At 73.1% G+C, this 22,451-nt stretch carries 24 protein-coding genes and 2 pseudogenes; 14 read left to right on the forward strand and 12 right to left on the reverse strand.

What is annotated here, in order from left to right; translation table 11 throughout:
- Positions 1-31: 31 nt before the first annotated feature.
- Complete coding sequence (gene coaE / locus ACGFYH_RS03185) at positions 32-634, forward strand: dephospho-CoA kinase (protein ID WP_393801387.1); 603 nt, start codon at positions 32-34, stop codon at positions 632-634.
- A gap of 49 nt (positions 635-683) precedes the next feature.
- The gene (locus ACGFYH_RS03190) at positions 684-1,064 is read left to right on the forward strand and encodes a tetratricopeptide repeat protein (RefSeq protein ID WP_393801388.1); all 381 of its coding nucleotides are present in this window, start codon (positions 684-686) and stop codon (positions 1,062-1,064) included.
- A gap of 28 nt (positions 1,065-1,092) precedes the next feature.
- Here the strand turns inward: ACGFYH_RS03190 and ACGFYH_RS03195 are convergent, their stop codons facing one another.
- Positions 1,093-1,350 (reverse strand): DUF6343 family protein, encoded by a 258-nt coding sequence (locus ACGFYH_RS03195; RefSeq protein WP_393801389.1) that lies wholly within the window; start codon positions 1,348-1,350, stop codon positions 1,093-1,095.
- A 194-nt stretch (positions 1,351-1,544) separates the two neighbouring features.
- Here ACGFYH_RS03195 and ACGFYH_RS03200 point away from each other — a divergent pair.
- Positions 1,545-1,631 (forward strand): annotated as a pseudogene (locus tag ACGFYH_RS03200) (SAM-dependent methyltransferase); the annotation flags it as partial.
- Positions 1,632-1,904: 273 nt separating this feature from the next.
- Here ACGFYH_RS03200 and ACGFYH_RS03205 read toward each other — a convergent pair.
- Positions 1,905-2,444 carry an RNA-binding S4 domain-containing protein gene (locus ACGFYH_RS03205; RefSeq protein WP_393801390.1) on the reverse strand — a complete coding sequence of 180 codons (540 nt, stop codon included), beginning with the start codon at positions 2,442-2,444 and terminating at the stop codon, positions 1,905-1,907.
- 126 nt (positions 2,445-2,570) lie between these two features.
- Between ACGFYH_RS03205 and ACGFYH_RS03210 the strand changes: the two genes are divergently transcribed.
- Both ACGFYH_RS03210 and pip read left to right on the forward strand, forming a co-directional pair.
- Positions 2,571-3,284 (forward strand): uracil-DNA glycosylase, encoded by a 714-nt coding sequence (locus tag ACGFYH_RS03210; protein WP_393801391.1) that lies wholly within the window; start codon positions 2,571-2,573, stop codon positions 3,282-3,284.
- A 54-nt stretch (positions 3,285-3,338) separates the two neighbouring features.
- Positions 3,339-4,304 carry a prolyl aminopeptidase gene (gene pip / locus ACGFYH_RS03215; protein WP_393801392.1) on the forward strand — a complete coding sequence of 322 codons (966 nt, stop codon included), beginning with the start codon at positions 3,339-3,341 and terminating at the stop codon, positions 4,302-4,304.
- Positions 4,305-4,496: 192 nt separating this feature from the next.
- On the opposite strand, the gene ACGFYH_RS03220 is transcribed toward pip, so the two are convergent.
- Entirely contained in the window at positions 4,497-4,910 is a 414-nt protein-coding gene (locus ACGFYH_RS03220; RefSeq protein ID WP_393801393.1) for a RidA family protein, read from the reverse strand.
- 363 nt (positions 4,911-5,273) lie between these two features.
- Here ACGFYH_RS03220 and ACGFYH_RS03225 point away from each other — a divergent pair, with 363 nt between their 5' ends.
- The 3 genes from ACGFYH_RS03225 to ACGFYH_RS03235 all read left to right on the forward strand — a co-directional run bounded on the left by ACGFYH_RS03225 (position 5,274) and on the right by ACGFYH_RS03235 (position 8,484).
- Positions 5,274-7,151 carry an FUSC family protein gene (locus tag ACGFYH_RS03225; protein WP_393801394.1) on the forward strand — a complete coding sequence of 626 codons (1,878 nt, stop codon included), beginning with the start codon at positions 5,274-5,276 and terminating at the stop codon, positions 7,149-7,151.
- 302 nt (positions 7,152-7,453) lie between these two features.
- Positions 7,454-8,143 carry a DUF899 domain-containing protein gene (locus tag ACGFYH_RS03230; RefSeq protein WP_393801395.1) on the forward strand — a complete coding sequence of 230 codons (690 nt, stop codon included), beginning with the start codon at positions 7,454-7,456 and terminating at the stop codon, positions 8,141-8,143.
- Between the two features lie 155 nt (positions 8,144-8,298).
- Positions 8,299-8,484 carry a hypothetical protein gene (locus ACGFYH_RS03235; protein ID WP_393801396.1) on the forward strand — a complete coding sequence of 62 codons (186 nt, stop codon included), beginning with the start codon at positions 8,299-8,301 and terminating at the stop codon, positions 8,482-8,484.
- Positions 8,485-8,514: 30 nt separating this feature from the next.
- On the opposite strand, the gene ACGFYH_RS03240 is transcribed toward ACGFYH_RS03235, so the two are convergent.
- From ACGFYH_RS03240 to ACGFYH_RS03250, 3 genes are all read right to left on the reverse strand, one after another.
- Entirely contained in the window at positions 8,515-10,380 is a 1,866-nt protein-coding gene (locus ACGFYH_RS03240; RefSeq protein WP_393801525.1) for an ABC transporter ATP-binding protein, read from the reverse strand.
- A gap of 269 nt (positions 10,381-10,649) precedes the next feature.
- Positions 10,650-11,090: a hypothetical protein gene (locus tag ACGFYH_RS03245; protein ID WP_393801397.1), complete on the reverse strand. Its 441-nt coding sequence runs from the start codon at positions 11,088-11,090 to the stop codon at positions 10,650-10,652.
- The gene (locus tag ACGFYH_RS03250; protein ID WP_393801398.1) at positions 11,081-11,731 is read right to left on the reverse strand and encodes an ATP-binding protein; all 651 of its coding nucleotides are present in this window, start codon (positions 11,729-11,731) and stop codon (positions 11,081-11,083) included. Before ACGFYH_RS03250 ends, ACGFYH_RS03245 begins: the two co-directional genes overlap by 10 nt.
- Positions 11,732-11,999: 268 nt before the next feature.
- Here ACGFYH_RS03250 and ACGFYH_RS03255 point away from each other — a divergent pair, with 268 nt between their 5' ends.
- From ACGFYH_RS03255 to ACGFYH_RS03265, 3 genes are all read left to right on the forward strand, one after another.
- Positions 12,000-12,860 (forward strand): helix-turn-helix transcriptional regulator, encoded by an 861-nt coding sequence (locus ACGFYH_RS03255; protein WP_393801399.1) that lies wholly within the window; start codon positions 12,000-12,002, stop codon positions 12,858-12,860.
- Positions 12,861-13,136: a DUF397 domain-containing protein gene (locus ACGFYH_RS03260; protein WP_393801400.1), complete on the forward strand. Its 276-nt coding sequence runs from the start codon at positions 12,861-12,863 to the stop codon at positions 13,134-13,136.
- An 89-nt stretch (positions 13,137-13,225) separates the two neighbouring features.
- The gene (locus tag ACGFYH_RS03265) at positions 13,226-14,032 is read left to right on the forward strand and encodes an SAM-dependent methyltransferase (RefSeq protein ID WP_393801401.1); all 807 of its coding nucleotides are present in this window, start codon (positions 13,226-13,228) and stop codon (positions 14,030-14,032) included.
- 277 nt (positions 14,033-14,309) lie between these two features.
- Here the strand turns inward: ACGFYH_RS03265 and ACGFYH_RS03270 are convergent, their stop codons facing one another.
- Entirely contained in the window at positions 14,310-15,800 is a 1,491-nt protein-coding gene (locus ACGFYH_RS03270) for a glutamate synthase subunit beta (RefSeq protein ID WP_393801402.1), read from the reverse strand.
- Between the two features lie 520 nt (positions 15,801-16,320).
- On the opposite strand from ACGFYH_RS03270, the gene ACGFYH_RS03275 reads away from it, so the two are divergent.
- A complete protein-coding gene (locus ACGFYH_RS03275) occupies positions 16,321-16,953 on the forward strand; it encodes a uridine kinase (RefSeq protein ID WP_393801403.1) in 633 nt (210 codons plus the stop codon).
- Between the two features lie 115 nt (positions 16,954-17,068).
- On the opposite strand, the pseudogene ACGFYH_RS03280 reads toward ACGFYH_RS03275, so the two are convergent.
- Positions 17,069-17,269 (reverse strand): annotated as a pseudogene (locus ACGFYH_RS03280) (CorA family divalent cation transporter); the annotation flags it as partial.
- A 283-nt stretch (positions 17,270-17,552) separates the two neighbouring features.
- Between ACGFYH_RS03280 and ACGFYH_RS03285 the strand changes: the two are divergent.
- On the forward strand, positions 17,553-18,347 hold the full coding sequence (locus ACGFYH_RS03285) for a methyltransferase domain-containing protein (RefSeq protein ID WP_393801404.1): 795 nt from the start codon (positions 17,553-17,555) through the stop codon (positions 18,345-18,347).
- A 51-nt stretch (positions 18,348-18,398) separates the two neighbouring features.
- Here the strand turns inward: ACGFYH_RS03285 and ACGFYH_RS03290 are convergent, their stop codons facing one another.
- Together ACGFYH_RS03290 and ACGFYH_RS03295 are read right to left on the reverse strand one after the other, a co-directional pair.
- On the reverse strand, positions 18,399-19,334 hold the full coding sequence (locus ACGFYH_RS03290) for a carbohydrate kinase family protein (RefSeq protein ID WP_393801405.1): 936 nt from the start codon (positions 19,332-19,334) through the stop codon (positions 18,399-18,401).
- Entirely contained in the window at positions 19,331-20,236 is a 906-nt protein-coding gene (locus tag ACGFYH_RS03295; RefSeq protein WP_393801406.1) for a pseudouridine-5'-phosphate glycosidase, read from the reverse strand. The genes ACGFYH_RS03290 and ACGFYH_RS03295 overlap by 4 nt, the downstream gene beginning before the upstream one ends.
- A 138-nt stretch (positions 20,237-20,374) precedes the next feature.
- Here ACGFYH_RS03295 and ACGFYH_RS03300 point away from each other — a divergent pair, with 138 nt between their 5' ends.
- Positions 20,375-20,797, forward strand: a complete 423-nt coding sequence (locus ACGFYH_RS03300; protein ID WP_393801407.1) for a VOC family protein — start codon at positions 20,375-20,377, stop codon at positions 20,795-20,797.
- A gap of 20 nt (positions 20,798-20,817) precedes the next feature.
- On the opposite strand, the gene ACGFYH_RS03305 is transcribed toward ACGFYH_RS03300, so the two are convergent.
- Positions 20,818-21,372: a methylated-DNA--[protein]-cysteine S-methyltransferase gene (locus ACGFYH_RS03305; RefSeq protein WP_393801408.1), complete on the reverse strand. Its 555-nt coding sequence runs from the start codon at positions 21,370-21,372 to the stop codon at positions 20,818-20,820.
- Positions 21,373-21,409: 37 nt separating this feature from the next.
- The gene (locus ACGFYH_RS03310; protein ID WP_393801409.1) at positions 21,410-22,279 is read right to left on the reverse strand and encodes a glycerophosphodiester phosphodiesterase; all 870 of its coding nucleotides are present in this window, start codon (positions 22,277-22,279) and stop codon (positions 21,410-21,412) included.
- Positions 22,280-22,451: the final 172 nt, after the last annotated feature.

The following is a 22,451-nucleotide window of genomic DNA, read 5'->3' on the forward strand; positions in this document are numbered from 1 at the left end:
GCCGTAACCGGCAGGCCCTAAGCTTCCGCTCATGCTGAAGGTGGGCCTGACCGGCGGGATCGGCGCCGGCAAGAGCGAGGTGGCGCGGCTGCTCGTCGAGCACGGCGCAGTACTGATCGACGCGGACCGGATCGCACGCGAGGTCGTCGCGCCGGGCACCCCGGGGCTCGCCGCGGTCGTGGCGGCGTTCGGTGCGGAGGTCCTCGCCGAGGACGGCAGCCTGGACCGGCCGAAACTGGGTGCGATCGTGTTCGCCGACCCGGAGAGGCTGGCCGTCCTGAACGGGATCGTGCACCCTCTGGTCGGTGAGCGCTCCCGCGCCCTCGAAGAGGCCGCCCCCGAGGACGCCGTCGTCGTCCACGATGTCCCCCTGCTCACGGAGAACGGCCTGGCGCCGCTGTACGACGTCGTGGTCGTCGTGGACGCCGACCCCGCCACCCAGCTCGACCGGTTGGTGCGGCTGCGCGGCATGACCGAGCAGGACGCACGAGCCCGTATGGCGGCCCAGGCCACGCGCGAGCAGCGCCGGAAGAGCGCGGACGTGGTGGTCGACAACGACGTGCCGCTGGACGAGCTGCGGCGCCGCGTGAAAGAGGTGTGGGCCGAACTGGTGCGCAGGGCGCGCACGGAATAGCGGCTCCCGCGCGCGCGTTGATCCGTTCCAGTGAGGGAAGGACTCTGCCGTGCCCGAGACCAGCGGTTCGACCGGACGTACTCCGGAGACGGATGTCATCGACTTCCGTGCCGCCGAGCAACTGCTCGCGGCGCGGGACCCGCGCGGCGCGGTGAAACTCCTCGACGGGGTCATCGGCGCCCATCCCGAGAACACCGCGGCGCGGCTGCTGCGCGCACGTGCCTTCTTCGCGGCGGCGCAACTGCGACCGGCCGAGCTGGAATTCACCATCGTCCTCGAGCGCGAGCCGGACAACGCCTTCGCGCACTTCGCGCTCGCCCGCACCTACGAGCGCCGCGGCTGCCCCGACCAGGCCCGGCGCCACTTCCGGCTGGCGGCGGCTCTGGACCCGAACCCGGAATACCTGCAGCAGGCGCGGTTCGACTGCTGACGGTCGGCGCCGTGGCGTTCCAGGACCGTCAGCGCTTCGGCGGCGAGTACGGCGGGACGTCCCGTCCCGGCTGGTAGTGCGGGCCTTGGCGGATGCGCCGGAGGATCACGGTCAGGTCGACCGTGACGACGAGCCACAGCACTCCGCAGGCGAGCGCCCATCCGAAGCGCCCGGTGAGCGCGAAGGCCGCCGTGCCGAAGACCGCCCAGACCAGCCCCCACAGGCTCAGCCAGAGACGCGCCCGCAGGGCACTGCGCGCGGTGGCCGGTTCACTGCCTGTACGCATCGGTTCACGACTCCTGCAACGAACGTACTCCGGCAGCTCGCGAGGGGGAAACGAGGCGTACCGCCGCACCGGACGAACCCGGTCGCACCGCCGACCGGTAGTACCGGTCCTACCGCGGACCAGGCGCGTTCACTTGGTCGGGTGAATCGGTATCGAGTGGGAACGGCTGTGCGAGGACGGGCCGTTGGAAGGGCATGGAGCTGAAGATGCGAGAGGGCTATCAGGGGACGGGTCCCGGGGCCATCACCCCGGACGGCTGCGCGGTAGAGCTCTACGCACGGGACGTGGGTGAGGGCCGTACCCGCACGGCGGAGCGAGCGACAGAGGCAGAGATAGCGGCTCGGTGGCGGCGACGGCACTGAGCGCGCTGATGACGGGCACGTTCGTCGTCCAGCACACCTGCTTCGACGGGGGCGAACGCGGCGACACCGCTCCTCCTGACGGTGCCCCTCCTGATCTCGTGGCCCGGACCCGCCGCGGGCACAGCGAGGAGCCGCGCCGACTGGTACGAGTCCGGAGCGGCTGATCGGGCACGACCGCCCCGCGGGACGGACTCAGGGCCTGGTCCCGGCGTCCCTCCGGGAGCTGCTCAGGCCCTCCAGCCCGCGCAGCCGGTCCATCTCGCGGCGGTCGCGCTTGGTCGGGCGCCCCGCGCCGCGGTCACGGATACCGGCCGGGGCGACGGCCTCGCGGGGCGGGGGCGGCGGGGAGTTGTCGACGTAGCACTGGACGGCGACCGGCGCACCGACGCGCTTGCGGATCAGCCGCTTCACGACGACGACGCGTTCCCGGCCCTCTTGCCGCAGGCGCACCTCGTCGCCGACGCGCAGGGAGTACGCGGGCTTCACACGCTCGCCGTTCACCCGGACATGGCCGCCGCGGCAGGCGGTCGCGCCCAGCGAGCGGGTCTTGACGAGGCGGACGGCCCAGATCCAGCTGTCCACCCGGACGCTCTCGCCGTTCTGCGGCCCGGCCGCCTCGGCCGCGGCGACCGCCGCGGCGGTCTTCGGGTCCGGCGCCCCGGCGGCGGCAGCGGCGCCGTCCCGCGGTTCGGCCACCCGGCCGTCCCTGCCTTCGTCATGCTCGGAAGCCATGGCTCGACCTTAACCGCCCGGCACAGTGGAACGGGGCGCGATTCCCGCGGCCGGCCGACGGGCCCGGTCGAGCCCCTGGAAACCCTCCCGGCCCGGGGCTGTCCTCCAAGGCCCTACGGTGGACGCATGGACACCGGCGGACTCTCCGATCTCGACCGGCGGATCGCGGGGTGCCGGGCCTGCCCGAGGCTGGTCGAGTGGCGGGAGGAGGTGGCCCGTACCAAGCGGGCGGCCTTCTCCGACTGGACGTACTGGGGCCGGCCGGTGCCGGGCTTCGGCCCGCCGGACGCCCGCCTCCTGATCGTCGGGCTGGCCCCCGCGGCCCACGGCGGCAACCGCACCGGCCGGATGTTCACCGGCGACCGCTCCGGAGACGTGCTGTACCAGGCGTTGTACGACGTGGGCCTCGCCTCCCAGCCCACCGCGGTCCGTGCCGACGACGGCCTGGAGCTGTACGGCGTGCGCATCACCTCGCCCGTGCACTGCGCCCCACCCGCCAACAAGCCGACCCCCGCCGAACGCGACACCTGCCGCCCCTGGCTCGTACAGGAGCTGGAACTGCTGCGGCCCGCGCTGCGGGCGGTGGTCGTCCTCGGCGCCTTCGGCTGGCAGGCCACGCTGCCCGCGTTCGCCGGGGCGGGCTGGACCGTGCCCCGCCCCCGTCCGGCCTTCGCGCACGGCGGACACGTGACGCTGGACGCCGCCGAGGGACCCGGCCTGGATCTCTTCGGCTGCTTCCACGTCAGCCAGCGCAACACCTTCACCGGCCGGCTCACCCCCGAGATGCTCCGGGACGTGCTGCGCACGGCGGCGCGGACGGCGGGCCTGCCCGTCCGGTGAGGCCGTCCGGTAAAGGGGAGGAACCCACCGGGTCGGCGCGACTACGGTGCTCCGATGGGCCTGTATCCGGAGACCGAACCGTACGACCACGGCATGCTCGACGTCGGCGACGGCAATCACGTGTACTGGGAGACGAGCGGCAACCCGCACGGCAAGCCCGCGCTGGTGCTGCACGGTGGACCGGGATCCCGCACAAGTCCGGGACACAGGAGGTACTTCGATCCCGCCGCCTACCGGATCGTCCTCGTCGACCAGCGCGGCGCCGGACGTTCGCTGCCCCGCGCGAGCGCCTACGGCACCGACATGAGCGTCAACACGACCGCTCACGTCATGGGGGACCTGGAGCGGCTGCGCGCCCACCTGGGCATCGCGCGCTGGCTGGTGTGGGGCGTGTCGTGGGGCTCCGTCCTGGGACTGCGGTACGCGCAGACGCACCCCGGGGTGGTGACCGAGCTGGTGCTGACCGGGGTCGCGACCGGCTCCGACGCCGAGGTGGACCTCCTGACCCGCGGGCTGGGAAAGATCTTCCCCGAGGCGCACGAGCGGTTCCTCGCCGAGCTGCCCCCGGACGAGCGCGACGGCAACCTGCCCGCCGCCTACAACCGGCTGCTGGAGTCGCCGGACGCCGCGGTCCGCGAGCGCGCCGCGCGTGCCTGGACGGACTGGGAGACGGCGACCATCCCGGCGCCGCCCGGCTCGGTCGCCCGGTTCCGGGATCCGGAGTTCCGCATGGGCTTCGCCCGCACTGTCACGCACTACTGGGGCAACGGCCACTTCCTCGGCGACGGCAACGACGAGGGCGTGGTGCTCAGGAACGCCCACCTGCTGAAGGGCATCCCCGGCACCCTGGTCCAGGGCAGCCTCGACTTCGGCAACCTTCTCGGCATCGTCTGGCGGCTCCACCACGCCTGGCCGGACAGCGAGCTGGTGGTCGTGGACGAGGCCGGGCACGACGCGGGGGCGACCGGGGACGAGGCTCTGCTGGCGGCGACGGACAGGTACGCCCGCGGCGACGCCTGACCCGGCCGACAGCGAGGAACCAGGAACCGGGCACCAGGAACCGGTACCGGGAACCGGGAACTGGCACCGGGAACCGGGAACCAGGAACTGGCACCGAGAACCGAGAACCGGGAACTGGCACCGGGAACCGGGAACCGGGAACCAAGGTTCAGGGCCGCCACACGTAACGCACGTGCGGCTCCCGCTCCTCGTTCACGGGCGGCTCGCCTCCGGCACGGCCGCGGTCGCCGTGATCTCCACCAGCTGCCCCGTGTACCCGAGGCAGCTGACGCCGAGCAGCGTCGAGGAGTGCGGACCGGTACTGAGCCCCGAGGCCTCGACGACGTCCCAGACGGCGGACAGGGTGGCGGTGCCGGTGCTCACGACGTACACGGCGGTCGACAGCACGTGCTCGAGCCCGCTGCCGACGGCGCGCAACTGCTCGGTGAGGTTCGCGATCACCTGCTCGGCCTGACGCACCGGATCGCCATCGCCGACCAGCTTCCCCTCCGCGTCGAGCGGAACGGACCCGGCGAGGAACGCGAGCCTGGTCCCGGCCTCGACGACGGAGGCGTGGGAGTAGGCGGGCGGCGGGAACAGACCGGGCACGGTGACGCGCTGGATCACGTGAACTCCTGGAAGGCGGGCGGACCACCTCCCGATCGTCCGTTCTCCGCCCGCGCCGCGCACCCGGATTTCGCTCGCTGCCCGCACCCCGGCCGTCCACGCTCCCCGGCGTCCGCCCCGCCCCGCGGTGGTGAGCCCGCACCCAGCGCCCACGCCGGGCGTTCCCTCCGGTGGCCGGCCGCACGCCGCAGGCGTGGGTGGCCTTCGCCACCGCTGTGCTCGACGGCCGTCATCTCCCCGAAACCGGCCCGTTTCCACGACCTCGGGAAACCGTCGTACGCTTGGCGGCGCACCACCCAGCCCGGCCACCGTCGCCCGAAGGCCCACCCCCGCCCTCGACCGGACGACAGGAGCCCCGCACCCGTGTTCCGTACCGCTCGCCGCGCCGCCCAGACGCTTCCGCCCTGGCTCGCGCATGCCCTGAGCGCCCAGCGCGGCCCCGTCCCATGGAACGCGGTGCTCCGGGGCGCGCTGGCCGGCGGGCCGCTGCTGCTCGCCGCGCTGCTCGCCGGGCGGGCCTCCCTCGGTGTCGTCGCCGCGATCGCGGCCATGCTGGCCGGCATCAACGACCGGCCCGGCAGCCGCCGTACCTCCGTACGGCGGATCGGCGTACCCGCGCTCGCGGGGGCGGTCGGGCTGCTCGTCGGGACGTACGCCGGGCAGGACCTCGGCGCCGTGTCGCTGACTCTGGTGCTGACCGGGCTCGGGCTGCTCGCCGGAGGCATCAGCGCCGTGGGGCCCGTGGCGTCCGGGACGGGGACGCAGGTGCTGGTCACCGCCGCCGTGGGCGCCGGGATGCCGCTGCCCGACCCCGGGTGGCAGAGCGCGCTCGCCTTTCTCGGCGGCGCCGGCTGGCTGCTCGCGCTGCGACTGGTCCTGCCCACGCCCGGATCCCTCACCGGCGACCTCCGCCGCGACTTCCGCTTCGACGGGGAGCGGGCGGCCGTCGCCGACGTCTACGAGGCCGTCGCCACGCTGCTGGACGCGGTCGGCACGGAGCACGCCGTCGCCCGGCGGGCCGCGCTCACCGCCGCGCTCGACCACGCACAGGACGCACTCGCCGGACCCCGGCTGCGACGCCGTGCCTCGACCGCGGCCGAACGCCGGCTGCACGCCCAGTACGCCGCCGCACTGCCCCTCGGCGAGGCCGTGACCGCGCTCGCCTGGGCGGAGCGGGCCGTGCCCGCGCGAGCCGCCGAAGGGCCACGGCGGCTCGCGGCGGCCGTCCGCGGCAACACCCACGCCGGTCCGCTGCCCGCCCCCAGCCGCACCGATCCCGCCCTGCGTGCCCTGGACGACGCCTTGCTGCACGCCGCGGTGGCCTTCGACCGGGGCGGGGGAGGAGACCTGCACACCCGCAGGCGGTCGCCCCGTTCCCTGGCGCGTGCCGTGCTCGGTGCCGGCGGGCGGGAGTACGGGCTGCGGGTCGGGCTGTGCTTCGGCGCCAGTGCCGCCGCCGCCCAGGCACTGCACCACGGCCACTGGTACGGCTCCCACCAGCACTGGTACTGGCTGCCCGCCACCGCGGTCTTCCTCGTCAAGCCCGACCTCGGCCCGCTCGTGTCCCGAGTGCTGTGCCGGGCGGCCGGGACCGTGCTCGGGGCGCTGCTGTTCGCCGGGTTCGCCGCCGTGCTGCCCCGGCCGGAGGGGCTCGTCCTGCTCGTCGCCGTCTGCGGTGCCCTGGTGCCGGTCGCCGCGCGGCACTTCGCAGCCCAGACCACCGTCGTCACCGTCCTCGTACTCGCCCTGGTCATGGTGGGCGGCGAACCCCAGGCCTCCGCAGGCCGCATCGGGGAGACGCTGCTCGCCTGCGCGATCGTGCTGGTCGTCGGGCATCTGCCGATGCCGGGGCAGCGGGCCGCCGGCATCCGGGCCCGTATCGACGCCGCCGACGCCGCCGCGCACGCCTACCTCACGCACGTACTGAGCGAGTCCGACGACCGTGCCACCCGGTGGACGCTGCGCCGCGAGGCGTACCGCACCCTCGCCGAGGCCCGCGCCGCCATCGCCAGGGCCGCCGCCGAACTGCCCGCCCTCGCCCGGCACTCCGAGGGCACCGACGAGGTCGCCGCGGTCCTCGAACGGCTCGTCGACACCACCACCGCGTGCGCCGTACACCTGGACGACACCGGCGGGCTCACCCCGCGCCACACGGAACGGCTCGCTGCCCTGCGCGGCGAACTCGCCGAGCGGCGCGGCCGCGTGGACCCGCGCCACTCCGAACTGCCGCTCGCGCGGTGAGCGACCGCGCCGGACCGGAGCCGTACGGCCCGCCGCGCCGTACTTTTGCCCGATGACGCCCTTCTTCGCACGAGCGGACCGCCGGCTCCGCCGGGAAGCCCGCCGATCTCGTGACCGACCGTGGACACGGTCGGCGCATCCAGGAGTACGACATCTGAAGGACCTGGTCAGCGGCTTTTCGGCAGCCTCCTGAAAAGAATGTCCGCCGGGCAGCGATGAGTTCCGTTCCACCCTTGGGTCACCACCCCGGCGGGCCGTCGGGCCGTCGGAGCGGGACACGTCGCACACAGGAGGCCGGAGCCATGTCGCTGCCCGAGATCGTCACCCGCGCGGACTGGCGCGGGGCGCGCGAGGCCCTACTGGTGAAGGAGAAGGCGGCCACCCGCGCGCGTGACGCCCTCAACGCCGAACGGCGCGGGCTGCCCATGGTGGAGATCGACCAGGAGTACGTGTTCGAGGGCGGCGACGGCAAGGCCACGCTGCTCGACCTCTTCGAGGGCCGGGACCAGCTCGTCGTCCACCACTTCATGTTCGCGCCCGAGTGGGACGCCGGCTGCAGCGGCTGCTCGGCGTTCCTGGACCAGATCGGGCACCTCGCGCACCTGAGGGCGCGCGGTACGTCGTTCGCGGCCGTCTCCCGGGCGCCGTATCCGAGGCTCCTGCCGTTCAAGGCGCGGATGGGCTGGACCCTGCCCTGGTACTCGTCGTACGTCAGCGACTTCAACACCGACTTCGAGGTCACCTTCGAGCACGAGGGCGAGCTGGTGGAGCGGCCGGGGCTCAGCTGCTTCCTGCGGGAGGGCGAGCGGGTCTTCCACACCTACTCGACCTACGAGCGCGGTCTCGACGGGCTCGGCTCGACCACCAGCCTGCTCGACCTGACCGCGCTCGGCCGGCAGGAGCCCTGGGAGAAACCCGAGGGACGTGCGTCGGCTCTCGGTGCGCCCGCGGGCAGCGGGAGAGTCCGCTACCACGACGAGTACGAGGACTGAGACGCTCCGTAGCGAAAACGGCCGAACGGCTGAGCCGCGGATCACACTTTGCGGTGAACGGGTGTCAACTATGTCTCAGTACCGTCACCGCGCGAGGCGTTCGCTCCATGGTTGGCGTTTAACTCTACGAGTACAGCGCTACATGGAGGTGCGGAGTGAGCGGGCGAACGGTGCTCGAACGCTTTCCCGCCGGTGGACCGCGAGGATCGTGGCCGGCGGAGGAGTTCGCCCAGGCGCGGCGTCTGGAAGGCCTGCCCGCCGAGGTCGTCATGGACCTCGCCACGGACATGTTCCTGGTCGTCGTGCGCCGCGGTGACGCCGCGGGTGACGCGGCGGCCTGACGCGCCCCCGAACGCGGCCGGGCGTCGCCGTCAGCGCGCCTCCGGGGCCGGCACCGGAGCCTTCGTGAACTGTTCCGCCTGGAGCGAGTACAGCTCCGCGTAGACCCCACCGGAGGCCAGCAGCTCGTCCGGGGTCCCGGACTCCACGAGCCGGCCCTGGTCCAGGACGTGCACCAGGTCGGCGTGGCGTACCGACGCCAGCCGGTGGGTGATGAGGACGACCGTCTGTCCGCTGCCGGCCAGGGCGCGGATCTTCTCGAAGACCTCCAGTTCCGCGCGGGCGTCCAGGGCCGCCGTCGGTTCGTCCACGATGAGGATGTGGCCCTGCCGGTACGCCGCCCTGGCGATCCCGACCCGCTGCCACTGGCCGCCGGACAGCTCGTGGCCGCCGCTGAAGTCGCGGGCCAGCAGCGTGTCCAGGCCGCGCGGCAGATCGGCGACCACCTCCTCGGCCCCGGCCTCGGCGACTGCGGCGGCCACCCGTTCCTCGCCGAGCGGTGCCGAGGAGCGGCCCACGGCGACGTTCACCCGCGCGGTGAACGGCCAGCGTTTGAAGTCCTGGGCCACCATCGCGACCCGTTCGGCCAGGGCGTGCCGGTCCGCCGTCGCCGCGTCGATGCCGTCCCAGGTGATGCGGCCCCGGTCCGGTGTGTACAGCCCGGCGAGCAGCTTGACCAGCGTCGTCTTGCCCGAGCCGTTCTCACCGACGAGTGCCACGATCCGGCCCAGGGGCAGGGAGAGCGTCACGTCGTCGAGCGCCGGGCGGGTGGCGTCGCCCGGGTAGCGGAAGGTGACGTTCTCGAAGCGGATCTGCTTCGGGTCGTCCGGCAGTGCGGCGCCGCCCACCGGGATGGCCCGCTCGGCCGCCTCCACGTGCAGCCGGTCGAGGTCGCCGACGAACAGGGCCTCCTCGTGGAGCGCGTTGACCTCCACGACCAGGGTGCCGAGGCTCTGCGAGCCGGTGCGGATCGCGATCACGGCCGTACCCGCGACGGACAGGGCCATCGCGCCGCCCAGCAGCAGCCCGCCGAGAGTCGCGTACGTCGCCGCCGTCGCCAGCCCCGTCCACGCCGCCGCGATCAGTCCGGTACGGGCCGCCAGCCGGGCCAGCCGTGCCTGCTCCGCCTCGGCGGTCTCCGACATGGCGCGGAAGTGCCGAAGCAGGAAGGGGCCCACTCCGTGCACCCGTATCTCGGGGGCCGCGGCCGGTTCGATGAGCAGACCGGCCAACAGCCGTCCCGCCCGCTCGTGCTGTACCCAGGCGTGGAAGGACTCGTACCGGCGGCGGGCCAGGGTCAGCGCGCTCCAGGCGCTCGGCAGGGTCATCGTCACCAGCAGGGGCAGCAGCGCCGGATGCAGCACCGTGAGGACGCCGGCCGCCGCGATCAGCGAGATCATCGCGTTCACCACGCGCGTGCCGAACGAGATCATGCGCCGCGCGGAGGCCGCGCCGTACTGCGCGGTGTCCAGGAGCTTGTGGAAGGCGTGGTCCTCGATCGCCGACAGCTCCACGGCCGCGGCCCGCTCCAGGTACCGCTCCGTGGCCACCCGTTCCACCTTGGGCTCCAGCCGCCCGGTCGCGTACGTCGACGCCGCCCGTAGCAGGGCCGCGACCATCATCACGGCGGCGACGGTGACCAGCGCGGGGACGGCGTCGCGCAGACGGTGCTCGACCGGCCCGTCGGCCATCAGCCCCGCCAGCACACTGTTGACCGCCAGGAGACTGACCGCCTGCGCGAGGCCCCGGCCCACCTCGGCCGTGAGCACCGTCCGCGCGGCCTGCGGGTCGGCCTGCCGGGCGAGGCGGAGGCTGGACGCGAGCAGGGACGGCAGCCGGGTCAGCATCGCCCGGAACCCCAGCTCCAGGAAGGCGTCGGCGTGCTGGTTCCAGCCCATGTCGTAGCGCAGGGGGCCGCCGAAGAGCAGCCGTTCGGACTCCGAGACCCCGGCCGGTGTCGTGCCGCCCTTCCTGCGCACCCTCTGCCTCCCCCGAATGTGGACGGACGGCCACTATCGCGGGCGCGGGACGCCCACGGGCAGGGCGTGAGCCGGGGAGGCCGGAGCGCGCGGGCGCACCCCGGGCCGGTCGGGCGGCGGAAGGGGGCGTGCGAGGCGCGGCGGGGGCCGGGGAGGGAGACCGGCGGAGCGCGGGGTCGCGCGGGCGCCTACGCGCTGACCGGGCGTGACCAGGTGGGCGTCGTGTCCGTCAGGCGGCACAGGGCCAGGTACAGCGGGATGGGCGGCGTGTAGGGGACCGTGCCGTCCGAGCGGTGGATGAGGCCGGGCAGGGCCGTGGCCCCGGGTACCGCCGCACCGGTGGCGTAGCGCGCGGGCGCGGGCCACTCCAGGGCGTAGTCGGAGTCGGACGGAACGATCCACCACCAGTGCGCCTCATCGGCGTAGATGCACCCCACGCGTGGCAGCCGGGGCAGCACCTGCTGAGCGAGGCGGGCGGGCATCGCCACCGCGTCGCAGCCCAGCGGTGCCGTCATGCCGTCCGGCACGGGCAGCCTCAGGGGTGTCCCGGGAGCGGGTCGGCCGCGCTGGATGCGGACCATCGTGTCCAGACCCAGAGGTCGGACGCCGGACGCAGCCCTCATAGCCATTCGGTCCCCGTTCCGCGGCATGTCTCTCGGCTTTCCCGGCGGCGCGATTCCGCCTCGCCCTCGTCCCCCGTGCCGTCCGCGGGCCCGGGCTTCGGACGGGCGCCCCAGCCCAGGTCGTTGTGGGGCACCGACGGGTCGAGCGGTTCGTCGGCCTCGCGCGGCAGCTCGGCCCAGACCAGCAGTCCGGGGCCGTGCTCGTGGGCGCCCCAGGCGTCGCACAGGGCGTCGACCAGCAGCAGACCCCTGCCGTGCTCGTCCTCGGGCTGCTGATCGGCCGAGGGGTGTGGCTGGCCGGGGGCGCAGCCCTCGTCGCGCACGGCTATGCGGACCAGGTCGTCGGCGTCGTGCAGCTCGCACACTATGTGTCTGCTCGCCGTGTGCACGATCGCGTTGGTCACCAGCTCGGAGACCACCAGGGCCGCGGTGTCGCAGGTGTCCTCGCACACCGCCCAGCCGTTCAGCCGAGCTCGTGTCAGGCGTCTGGCCTGCGCGGGGGAGCCCGGGTGTGCGGCCAGCTCGAAACGGAACCGGCGCTCGGCGGCGACGGCCTCCGAGGAGTCGGCTCCCATGGCGGCACCGAGGCCCAGAGAGCCCGCGGCGGCGTCTGTTCCTAAGGGCGCGGACGGAATCACGCTTGCCACTATCTCCCCGCCGTGAACACTTGGCAAGTGTCACTCTGAAAAATGCAGAGTGCTGTGTGACGTTCTGGACGGCCGTGGCACACTGCTCGCAACAGCACGTCGAGCGGCGCCACTTCAGGCCCTCGAAGACCTGCCCCAGGCCTTCGAACAGGTCTTCGAATGGCGCCGCCGGGCTGTCCGCACCAGGACATGCCGGGGCTCGCCGGGGCTGTCCGTACAAGGGAACAGGGACGCAAGGACTCTTTCGGGACTCTTCAGGAGGTGGGCGGTGAGCGAGCCGCGGTCCGCGCCGACGGTCGGCCAGGTCGTACTCGGCCGGCGCCTGCTGGACCTGCGGGAACGTGCCGGCCTCAAGCGCGAGGAGGCCGCCCGCATCCTGCGCGTCGCCCCCGCCACGGTCCGCCGCATGGAGATGGCCGAGGTCGCCCTCAAGATCCCGTACCTCCAGCTCCTGCTGAAGGCCTACGGCGTCGGCGACGAGGAGGCCGACGCCTTCGTCCGGCTCGCCGAGGACGCCAACAAGCCGGGGTGGTGGCAGCGCTTCCACGACATCCTGCCCGGCTGGTTCTCGCTGTACGTCAGCCTGGAGGGCGCGGCCGCCGTGATCCGCTCCTACGAGCCCCACTTCGTCCCCGGAGTGCTGCAGACCGAGGACTACGCGCGCGGGGTACTGCGCTCGGGCGCCATCGGACAGACCCGGCCCGACGACATCGAGCGCCATGTCGACCTGCGCATGCGGCGCCAGGAACTGCTCACCCGTAAGGACGCGCCCCGGTTGTGGGTCGTGATGGACGAAACCGCGCTGCGCCGCCCCGTAGGGGGCCCGGAGGTGATGCGTGCCCAGATCGACAGGCTGCTCGAGGCCACGGAGCTGCCCAACGTGACGCTGCAGGTCGCCCCGTTCTCCAGCGGGCCGCACCCCGGTACGTACGGGCCCTTCGTGCTGTTCCGATTCGCCATGCCGGAACTCCCGGACATGGTCTACAGCGAGTACCTGACCGGTGCCGTCTATCTCGACGCGCGCGCCGAGGTGGCGACCCACCTCGAGGTCATGGACCGCATGGCGGCGCAGGCCGCCACGGCACATCGCACGAAGGAGATCCTCCGGGATCTCCGCAAGGAGTTGTGAATGAATCGCATCAAGCCCCAGCGCTCGCCACTCAGCCGCACCAAGCGGATCTACAACGGCATGCCCGCCCGCGAACTGGGCAGCGAGGGCTGGCACAAGCCGTGGAGCGGCGGTAACGGAGGCAACTGCCTGGAGGCGATGAAGCTCGCCGACGGGCGGATCGCGGTACGGCAGTCCACCGACCCGGACGGGCCGGCGCTGATCTACACCTCGGCCGAGATGACGGCCTTCATAGAGGGAGCGAAGGCGGGAGAGGCGGACTTCCTGCTGTCCTGAAACGTGCGCCCTGTTGATTGTTGTTTTCTAAGCTGTTTGGCATTGAGTTGATCATCCCTCGCGACGAGAACCCAACACTGGAGTGCGCCATGACCGGGCAGCACCGCACCGCCGAGATCGACACGAGCAGGCCGCACCCCGCGCGGATGTACGACTGGTATCTCGGCGGAAAGGACAACTACCCGGTCGACGAGGCGATGGGCCGGCAGATGCTGACCCTCGACCCGAGGGTGCCGGTGATGGCACGGGTCAACCGCGCTTTCATGCACCGCGCCACCCGGTGGCTGGCGGGCCACGGCATACGCCAGTTCCTGGACGTCGGCACCGGAATCCCGACCGAGCCCAATCTGCACCGGGTCGCCCAGGAGATCGCGCCCGACGCCCGCGTCGTCTACTGCGACAACGACCCCATCGTGCTGGCCCACGCCGCCGCCCTGTTGCGTGGCACGCCCGAGGGTGTGACCGAGTACCTCCAGGCCGACGTCCGGGATCCGGACGCCGTCCTGGAGGGGGCCAGGAAGATCCTGGACTTCGACCGGCCCGTCGCGCTGTCCCTGGTCGCGCTGCTGCACTTCGTCTCCGACGAGGACCGGGCGCACGACCTGGTCGGCCGGCTGCTGGCCGAGCTGCCCTCCGGCAGCCACCTGGTGATGACCTACGCGACGGCCGACTTCACGCCCGAGGAGTCGCGGGCGGCCACCGAGAAGCTCCGGGCCGCCGGGGTCACCCTGGCCCTGCGCTCCCGCGAGCGGTTCACCCGCTTCTTCGACGGCCTCGACCTGGTCGAGCCCGGCGTCGTGGTGCCGCACCTGTGGCACCCCGAACTGGGCGAGCCGGTCGCCGGACAGGAGGACGGAGTCATTCCGGGGTACGGGGCGGTGGCCCGCAAGCCGTGAACCGCATGAACCGCAGGCCGTGAACCGCAGGCCGCGTGGCGCGAGCAGCGAGCCGCAGGCTGTGAGCTTATGCCGCGTGCCGCAGGCTGTGAGCTGCTGTCGCGTGCCGCGTGCCGCGTGCCGCGTGCCGCGTGCCGCAGGCTGTGAGCTGCGAGCTGCAGTCGAGTGCCGCGGGTTGTGAGCTGTGTGCCGCGTGCACCGGGCCGTGAGTGGTGGGCCGGCGACCGGCCCGTTGCCGCGCGGGACCCGGGCGGTCCGGTACCGCCGGCGACGGCACTCAGGCCGTCATCGGCCGGTCGTACGGGCCGACGGGGGCCGGCAGGCGGGTGCTGCCGCCGGACAGGTGGCGGTCGACGGCCGCCGCCACCGCCCGGCCCTCCGCGATCGCCCAGACGACGAGCGACTGCCCGCGTGCCGCGTCCCCGGCGGCGAACACCCCCGGGACGTTGGTCGCGAAGTCCCGGTCCCGGGCGATCGTGCCACGGGGCTCCGTCTCCAGGCCCAGCCCGTCGACGAGACCGTCCTCCCGGTCGGGCCCCGAGAAACCGAGGGCGAGCAGGACCAGGTCCGCGGGAAGCGACCGCTCGGTGCCGGGCAGCGGACGGCGTCCGGCGTCCACCCCGACCAGGTGCAGCGAACGCACATGTCCCTGCGTGTCGCCGCTGAAGCGGAGCGTGGATGCCGCGAACAACCGCGCGTCCGCGTCCGCCGCCGGCGCGGACCGCAGGTCGCGCGCCTCCTCGTGCGCCACCGACAGCCGGTACAGCCGCGGATACGTCGGCCAGGGCTCGGCCTCCTCGTCGCGCTCCGCGCCCGGCTGAGCGTAGATGTCCAACTGCGTGACTGACGCCGCCCGCTCCCGCACCGCCGTACCGAGACAGTCCGCGCCCGTGTCGCCGCCCCCGACGATGACGACGTGCCTCCCGGCGGCGGACAACGGAGAGCACTCGAGGTCGCCCTCGCACACCCGGTTGGCCAGCGGCAGGTACTCCATCGCCTGATGAATCCCCGCCAGCTCCCGGCCGGGCGTGGTCAGCTCGCGCCACGCGGTCGCCCCGGTGGCGATGACCACCGCGTCGTAGCGGGTCCGCAGCTCGGCGGCGCCCACGTCCCGCCCGACCGCCGTGGACGTGCGGAACCTCGTCCCCTCGGCCCGCATCTGACCGACGCGCCGCTCCAGGTGCCGTTTCTCCATCTTGAACTCGGGGATGCCGTAGCGCAGCAGCCCGCCGATCCGGTCGTTCCGCTCGTACACGGCGACAGTGTGCCCGGCCCGGGTCAGCTGCTGCGCCGCCGCGAGACCCGCGGGCCCCGAGCCGATCACCGCCACCGTTCTCCCGGAGAGCCGGTCCGGTGGCCGCGGCGGGACGAAGCCCTCCTGCCAGGCCATGTCGGCGATCGCGCACTCGACGTTCTTGATGGTGACGGCGGGCTGGTTGATGGCTAGCACACAGCCCGCCTCGCACGGTGCCGGGCACAACCGGCCGGTGAACTCCGGGAAGTTGTTCGTGGCGTGCAGGCGTTCGCTCGCCGCCCGCCAGTCCGACCGGGAGACGAGGTCGTTCCACTCCGGGATCAGGTTGCCCAGCGGGCAGGCCTCGTGGCAGAAGGGGACTCCGCAGTCCATGCACCGGTCGGCCTGCCGAGCGACGATCGGCAGCAGCCCGCCCGGAACGTACACCTCGTTCCAGTCCCGGACCCGCTCCCCGGCCGGTCTGCGGGGCCATTCCTCGCGGGGCGTCGTCAGGAAACCCTTGGGGTCGGCCATGGCCGTCTTCCTTGCGCGCGGGGTGGCTGGCCGTGCGGCGTCGGTCGGCGCTCTCGGAGTCCACGATACGACCGGGCCGCGCCGTGCGCAGAGCACGGGACGGCCCCCCGGCCTGGGCATCACCCGCCGGGGCCGCGCCTCCGTCCTCCCTCGGACGACTCAGGCCGGCGCCAGCACGTACGCCACCGCCGCGGCGGCCGAGGCACCCGTACGCGACCCCCTGCGCGGGCGGCAGGGCGGCGAGTCCCCGCGTGACGAAGGTGGAGAAGGCGCAGAAGACACCGGCCGTCGGACCGGCCCCGAGCACGCCCAGCACCGTCAGCACGACGTACGGTCCGTCGATCATGTCGTGTCACGCCCACCCGTCGAATGGATGCCGGCCCGGTGCCGCCAGTCGTCGATCACCCCGAGTCAACCCGCGCACCGGCGCGGTGACCATGGCCGAGCGACGCGAGCCCATGCGCGAGCGTCCCGGCCGGCGAGGCGGCGACTGGGGCGTGAACTGACGCATCATGGGCAGGTGCGACTGGAAGCGATCACCTGGGACCGGCTCGGCGACCGGCTCGCCGAGCGACTGCTCGACCTGGCGCCCACCGACGGCAGCGCCTGGACGCGCGTCGCCCTCGACGGCGCCCCGGCCGCCCGCCCCGGCGACCTCGCCGAACGGGTCTCCGAGGCACTGCGCGTGCGCGGCCGCCCCTCCCTCGTCGTCGGCACGGAGGGCTTCCTGCGACCCGCCTCGCTCCGTCTGGAGTACGGGCACCGGGACGTCGATTCCTACTACACCGGCTGGTACGACACCGGCGCCCTGTGGCGGGAGGTCTTCGACCCCCTCGGGCCCGACGGCAACGGGCGGGTCCTGCCCGACCTGTGGGACCCGGTCACCGACCGCGCCACCCGCAGCCCCTACGCACAACTCCCTCCCGGCGGTGCGCTGCTGCTGCACGGTCCCTTTCTGCTGCGCCACTGGTTCCCCCTCGATCTGAGTGTCCATCTCGTCCTCACCCCCGGCGCCCTGCGACGCCGCACCCCCGACACCGAGCACTGGACCCTGCCCGCCTTCGAGCGTTACGACGAGGAGACCGACCCCTCGGGCACGGCCGACGTCCTGGTGCGCGCCGACGATCCACGGCATCCCGCGTGGAACGGCTGACTCGCCCGGTGGACCGGCCGGTCCACCGCCTCTCGCGACGGACGCTCCCTGGCGACGTACGCACCCTCGCGGTGTACGTCCTCTCGCGTACGGCAGATGCCCGGCGTGCGGCGTCTCAGAGCCGGCCGTTGCGCCGGAAGCCCCGGTACAGCGCCGGGCAGCAGACGGCTACCACCCCCGTGACCAGGCCGTAGCCGTACCGCCGGCCCAGTTCCGGCATGTGGTCGAAGTTCATGCCGTACACCCCGCAGACCATCGTGGGCACGGCGACGATCGCGGCCCGGGCCGTGATCGTCCGCATGTTTTCGGAGGCCGCCCGCCCTTCCCGGCCCCGAGACCTTCCGCAGACTGCCTGCCATGGTCATCCGCATCTCCTCGCGTGGGTCCCCTCGCGCCGTGCGTCCCGCGCCTCGGCACGCCAGTTTGCCAGGCCGGCGAGGGCGGCGAACCGGCCTGTGGAAACGGAGGATTCCGCTTGCTTCCGGCCTGTGGACGAACCGCTCGGTTCCGCATACACCGCGACCCGGCCGGCTCGGAGCGCCCCTCGCACCGGAGCGTCGCCCCCTTCCGGCGAGCCGGACAACTGGGATGATCGCGGCATGACGCGAACCGACGGATACCTCCTCGACAACGGGCGGTCCGAGGCGGCGGAGCGCTTCGACGCCTTCGCCACGCTCTTCGACCCCACGACGTTCCGGCACCTCGAGACGCTCGGCGTCGGCCCCGGCTGGCGCTGCTGGGAGGTGGGGGCCGGAGGCACCTCCGTGGTGTCGTGGCTGGCCAGGCGGGTGGGACCGACCGGCAAGGTCGTCGCGACGGACATCGACACCTCGCGGGTGGCTCCGGCCGCCCGCGCGCCGGTCGAGGTGCGGGTGCACGACGTGGGTACGGAGGAGCCGCCCGGAGAGGGCTTCGACCTGGTGCACGCGAGGCTCGTACTCGTCCATGTCCCCGACCGGGAAAGGGCGTTGCGGTCGATGATCAAGGCCCTGCGTCCCGGCGGCCGCCTCCTGGTCGAGGACGCCGACCCGGCGCTCCAACCGCTGCTCTGCCCCGACGAGCACGGCCCCGAGCAGCAGCTGGCGAACACGCTTCGGCACGGTTTCCGCCAGCTGCTGTCCCGTCGTGGCGCCGATCTCTCCTACGGCCGCCGGCTGCCCCGTCTGCTCCGGGAGGCGGGACTGCGCCGAGTGGAGGCCGACGCCTACTTCCCTGTCACCTCACCCGCGTGCGCCGCCCTTGAGTCCGCGACGGTACGGCAGATCCGCGACCAGCTGGTCACCGCCGGGGTCGCCTCCCACGACGACATCGACCGCCACCTCGCGAACGTCGCGTCCGGCGGGATGGATCTCGCGACGGCTCCGATGATCTCGGCGTGGGGGCGCAAGGGGTAGGGAGACCGCGCGGGAGTGCGTGCCGATCACCTCGTCCGGCTTCCGCCGCATCTACCCGTCGGCCGGTCGTCGGCCGGCCGTCCGTGGAGGTCTCCCGCCCACCCGTTCGACCGCCGTTGCTCCCGCCCGGCACCCCGCGGCCGCCGCCTCCCCGGGTTCCGCGCCCCCGAGCAGCGTGGCGAGGAACGTGCCGGTGAAGGCATCACCGGCGCCCGTGCTGTCCCGTGGTGACGCCGTGACGGCGGCGACCCGCGCGCTCACGGCTCCGGACCGGGCCACCAACGCTCCCTCCGCCCCCTGCTTGACGATCACCAGCGGAACGTGCCGGCTGAGCTTCGCGGCCGCGTCGGCCGCGTCGGGCAGCCCGGTGAGCAGGCACGCCTCGTCACGGCTGGGCAGCAGGACGTCCACGCCCTCGACCAGGCCGAGGAAACGGTCGACACCCAGCTCGGTGAGGAACCCGGCCGACGCCGGGTCCAGGCTGACCGGCACCCCACGCGCGCGGGCCGCCGCCAGGGCGACGGAGACCAGAGCGCGGCTCGGCTCCGAGAAGAGGAGGTAGCCCGAGAGATGCAGCCGGCCCACGCCGTCGAGCAGCGTGTCCGACCAGTCGCCCGGCCCGATCCGCAAGGACGCCCCGCTGTCCGTCAGGAACGTCCGCTCGGCCGAGTCGGCCGTGTCGACCAGACAGATCACCGTCCCGGTGGGTGCCGCCGCGTCGACGACCAGAAGCGGACGCACACCGTGCGCCGCCAGCTCCCGCTCGTGCCATACGGAGGCGTCGCCACCCACCCGGCCCAGCAGCCGTACGTCTCCGCACCCTCCGTACGCGGCCCAGCAGGCCACGTTGGCACCCGCACCGCCGGGCAGCCGCCGGATCGAGGCGGCGGTGTCCGTGCCGACGGCCAGCGGTCCCCGGTGACGGGCGACGACGTCCGTGACGACATCCCCGACGACCAGCAGCGCGCCGTCCGGCTCCGCGGTCATGCCCCGGTCCAGGCCGTCGCGATCCGGGCCGCCAGCCGCCCGTTCCCGCGCACCGCGGCGAGGTTCGCGCTCAGCGAGGCACCGTCGGTGAGCCGCACCAGGCGGTCGAGGAGGAACGGCGTCACCGCCTGGCCCGTGACCCCCTCCGCCTCGCACGCGTGCAGCGCGTCGGCGAGCACACGCGCGTGGAGCGCGGGATCGAGCTGCTCCTCCTCGGCCACGGGGTTGGCTACCACCAGTGCCGACTCAGGCCCGCCCAGCGCGTCCTGGGCCCGCATGACCGCCGCCACCTGCTCCGGGCCGTCCAGCGTCCAGTCCACCGGATGTCCCGAGTCGGACAGGTAGAAGCCGGGGAAGCGGTCCGTGCCGTAGCCGGCCACCGCGACCCCCAGTGTCTCGAGCCGTTGCAAGGTCGCCGGCACGTCCAGGATGGACTTCACACCCGCGCAGACCACCGTGATCCTGGTGCGCGCCAGAAGCCCCAGGTCGGCCGACTCGTCCTGCGTCGCCGTCCACTCCCGGTGGACGCCGCCCAGCCCGCCGGTCGCGAACACCCGTACGCCCGCCAGTGCCGCCAGCAGGGCGGTCGCCGACACGGTGGTCGCCCCGCTCGCGCCGGCGGCCACCGCGAGCGGCAGGTCCCGGTGCCCCAGCTTGCGGATGCCGTCCTCGTTGGCGACCCGCTCCAGCTGCTGCTTGTCCAGGCCGACACGAGGCAGGCCGTCCAGCACGGCGATCGTCGCCGGTACGGCACCCTCCCGCCGCACCGCCTCCTCCAGCTCCCGTGCGACCAGCAGATTGCGCGGGCGCGGCAAACCGTGCGCGATGATCGTGGACTCCAGGGCCACCACGGGGCGACGCGTCCCGACCGCCTCCCTTACCTCTTCCGACACCATCAGCATCACGCGCGTGCCTCCTGTCCGACGGTTCTCCCCCGGCTCCGGTCTCCTCATCTCTGGCGGGCGGGGGACCGGGCCAAACCCCGACGGTGACGGAACGGGCCCTTGCGGCTCTCGGCACGGACCATGAGCCTGGGAAGCATGACGGACAACACGACACGTCTCGACCACGTCGTCCTGTGGGTGCGCGACCCGGTCGCCGCGGCCGGCTTCTACGAGAGGAACCTCGGGCTGGAGCCCCTGCGGGTCACCGAGTACGCCGCGGGGACCGTGGGCTTCCCCTCCGTGCGCCTCAACGACGAGACCATCCTCGACCTCGCACCGCACTCCATGGCGGCACGCATGCGGGTGGTCCCCGGCGCCGGCGGGGGGCATCCCGTCAACCACGTCTGCCTGGCCCTGGCTCCGCACGACTTCGACGCGCTGCGCGCCCGCCTGGAGGAGCAGTCGGTCCCCGTCTCGGAACTCTCGTACGACTCCTACGGCGCCCGCGGCATGGCCAGGCGGAGCTTCTACTTCGGGGACCCGGACGGCAACATCATCGAGGCCCGGCACTACGCATAGCCTCCGGCCGGTGCCGCCTCTCAGAACAACGGCTCGGGCAGCACGCCCTCAAGCGCGAGCAGCCGCCGCTTCGTGTCCACCCCGCCGCCGAACCCGCCGATGCCGCCGTCACTCCCGACGACCCGGTGGCACGGCACCACGACCGGCAGCGGGTTGGCCCCCATGGCCAGGCCCACGGCCTGGGCAGCGCCCGGCTGGCCCACCCGGCCTGCCAGGTCTCCGTAGCCGACGACCGAGCCGTGGGGGACGCCGGATGCCAGCTCGCGCAGCACCTGGCGGTTGAAGCCCGAGATCAGCGACCAGTCCAACGGCAGGTCGAAGTCGCGCCTCGTGCCCGCGAAGTACGCCTCCACCTGGCGTATCGCCTCGGCCAGCAGCGGGGAGCCGGGCGTCTCGACGGGACGCGTGCCCAGCCGGGCCGCGAGCCTTTCGAGCGCCCGCTCCCGTGCGGCGTCGGTGGCGTGGAACACGACGTTGACCAGGCCGTCGCGGGTGGCGGCCAGCAGCAGCGGACCGATGCGGGTGTCGACGACGGTCCACACGACCTGCTGTTCGTACTGCCCGGGGCTGTCCATGCGCCCACGGTACGGCCGGCCACTGACAAGGCCCGGGTCAGTCCACGGCGTCCCGCACCACGTCGGGCTTGTTGGTGATGATGCCGTCGACGTCGTACTTGGCGACCCGGCGTGCGGTGTCCGCGTCGTTCACCGTCCAGGTGAGGACCTCGACAGGCCGGCCGTGCGGTCCCGTGAACGCGTGGACCGAGGACACGTAGCTCATGGAGAGCGTGCCGTACGACGGGTTGATCTGGTCGGCGAACTCGGCGTAGTTCGGCAGCTCCGACACGGCCGGGGTACCGAGGAACCCGGTCTTGACGGCGGGCTTGAGGTCGTGGACCGTCCGGATGCTGTCGGCGTCGAAACTCTGCACGACAAGACGCGCCGCCACATGCCGCCGGTCGAGCCAGCCCTCGTTGGCCAGAACCTTGAGTGTCTGCTGCTCGATGCCCGGGTACAGCCCGGGGCTCTTCAGCTCCAGCAGCAGCTTCTGGTGGTTGTGCTCCAACCGGTGCACGTACTGCTTCAGTGTCGGCACGCGCGCGCCCGCGTACTCCGGCCCGAACCAGCTTCCCGCGTCCAGCCGCGCGATCTCCGCGGCGGTGAAGTCCTTCACCATCCAGGGCGACCGGTCCGGGAAGACCTCCTCCACGTCGGTCGTCCGCTTCAGGCTCTCGTCGTGGAGGACGACCAGTTCGCCGTCCCGGGTGCGCTGGACGTCGTTCTCCACCCAGCGGACACCCAGTTCGGCCGCCCGGTCGACGGCGGCCAGCGTGTTCTCCGGCGCGTACCCGGAAGCGCCCCGGTGGGCGACGACCGCGGGGCCGTCGTCGTCGGCCTCGTCGGCCCGGGCATGCGAGAGGGGAGCCGTGAGGGCGAGTCCCAGAAGGGCGGTGGTCGTGACGGCAACTGCGCGCACGTGCATGCGTACTCCTCGCGTCGAACGATCACGGACAGCACCACTGTGACATCAGAGAGTCAACGGAAGAGGGCCGCGGAGTGGCCACAGGCCGAATGAAGTCGTTCAACTACCCTCACAGGGGCGGCACAACTGGGGCGGGACCGTGTTTCTTTGCCGGAGAATCGTTCGGCCATTC

It is taken from the genome of Streptomyces sp. NPDC048392, assembly GCF_043200575.1.
In the GTDB taxonomy this organism is placed as follows: Bacteria; Actinomycetota; Actinomycetes; order Streptomycetales; family Streptomycetaceae; genus Streptomyces.

Excerpts from the sequence above, each read along its gene's own strand:
- coaE (WP_393801387.1), top strand. The coding sequence starts at position 32 with ATGCTGAAGGTGGGCCTGACCGGCGGGATCGGCGCCGGCAAGAGCGAG.
- ACGFYH_RS03195 (WP_393801389.1), bottom strand. The coding sequence starts at position 1,350 with ATGCGTACAGGCAGTGAACCGGCCACCGCGCGCAGTGCCCTGCGGGCG.
- ACGFYH_RS03205 (WP_393801390.1), bottom strand. The coding sequence starts at position 2,444 with ATGGCTTCCGAGCATGACGAAGGCAGGGACGGCCGGGTGGCCGAACCG.
- ACGFYH_RS03210 (WP_393801391.1), top strand. The coding sequence starts at position 2,571 with ATGGACACCGGCGGACTCTCCGATCTCGACCGGCGGATCGCGGGGTGC.
- pip (WP_393801392.1), top strand. The coding sequence starts at position 3,339 with ATGGGCCTGTATCCGGAGACCGAACCGTACGACCACGGCATGCTCGAC.
- ACGFYH_RS03230 (WP_393801395.1), top strand. The coding sequence starts at position 7,454 with ATGTCGCTGCCCGAGATCGTCACCCGCGCGGACTGGCGCGGGGCGCGC.
- ACGFYH_RS03240 (WP_393801525.1), bottom strand. The coding sequence starts at position 10,380 with ATGGGCTGGAACCAGCACGCCGACGCCTTCCTGGAGCTGGGGTTCCGG.
- ACGFYH_RS03245 (WP_393801397.1), bottom strand. The coding sequence starts at position 11,090 with ATGGCTATGAGGGCTGCGTCCGGCGTCCGACCTCTGGGTCTGGACACG.
- ACGFYH_RS03260 (WP_393801400.1), top strand. The coding sequence starts at position 12,861 with ATGAATCGCATCAAGCCCCAGCGCTCGCCACTCAGCCGCACCAAGCGG.
- ACGFYH_RS03265 (WP_393801401.1), top strand. The coding sequence starts at position 13,226 with ATGACCGGGCAGCACCGCACCGCCGAGATCGACACGAGCAGGCCGCAC.
- ACGFYH_RS03270 (WP_393801402.1), bottom strand. The coding sequence starts at position 15,800 with ATGGCCGACCCCAAGGGTTTCCTGACGACGCCCCGCGAGGAATGGCCC.
- ACGFYH_RS03285 (WP_393801404.1), top strand. The coding sequence starts at position 17,553 with ATGACGCGAACCGACGGATACCTCCTCGACAACGGGCGGTCCGAGGCG.
- ACGFYH_RS03290 (WP_393801405.1), bottom strand. The coding sequence starts at position 19,334 with ATGACCGCGGAGCCGGACGGCGCGCTGCTGGTCGTCGGGGATGTCGTC.
- ACGFYH_RS03295 (WP_393801406.1), bottom strand. The coding sequence starts at position 20,236 with ATGCTGATGGTGTCGGAAGAGGTAAGGGAGGCGGTCGGGACGCGTCGC.
- ACGFYH_RS03300 (WP_393801407.1), top strand. The coding sequence starts at position 20,375 with ATGACGGACAACACGACACGTCTCGACCACGTCGTCCTGTGGGTGCGC.
- ACGFYH_RS03305 (WP_393801408.1), bottom strand. The coding sequence starts at position 21,372 with ATGGACAGCCCCGGGCAGTACGAACAGCAGGTCGTGTGGACCGTCGTC.
- ACGFYH_RS03310 (WP_393801409.1), bottom strand. The coding sequence starts at position 22,279 with ATGCACGTGCGCGCAGTTGCCGTCACGACCACCGCCCTTCTGGGACTC.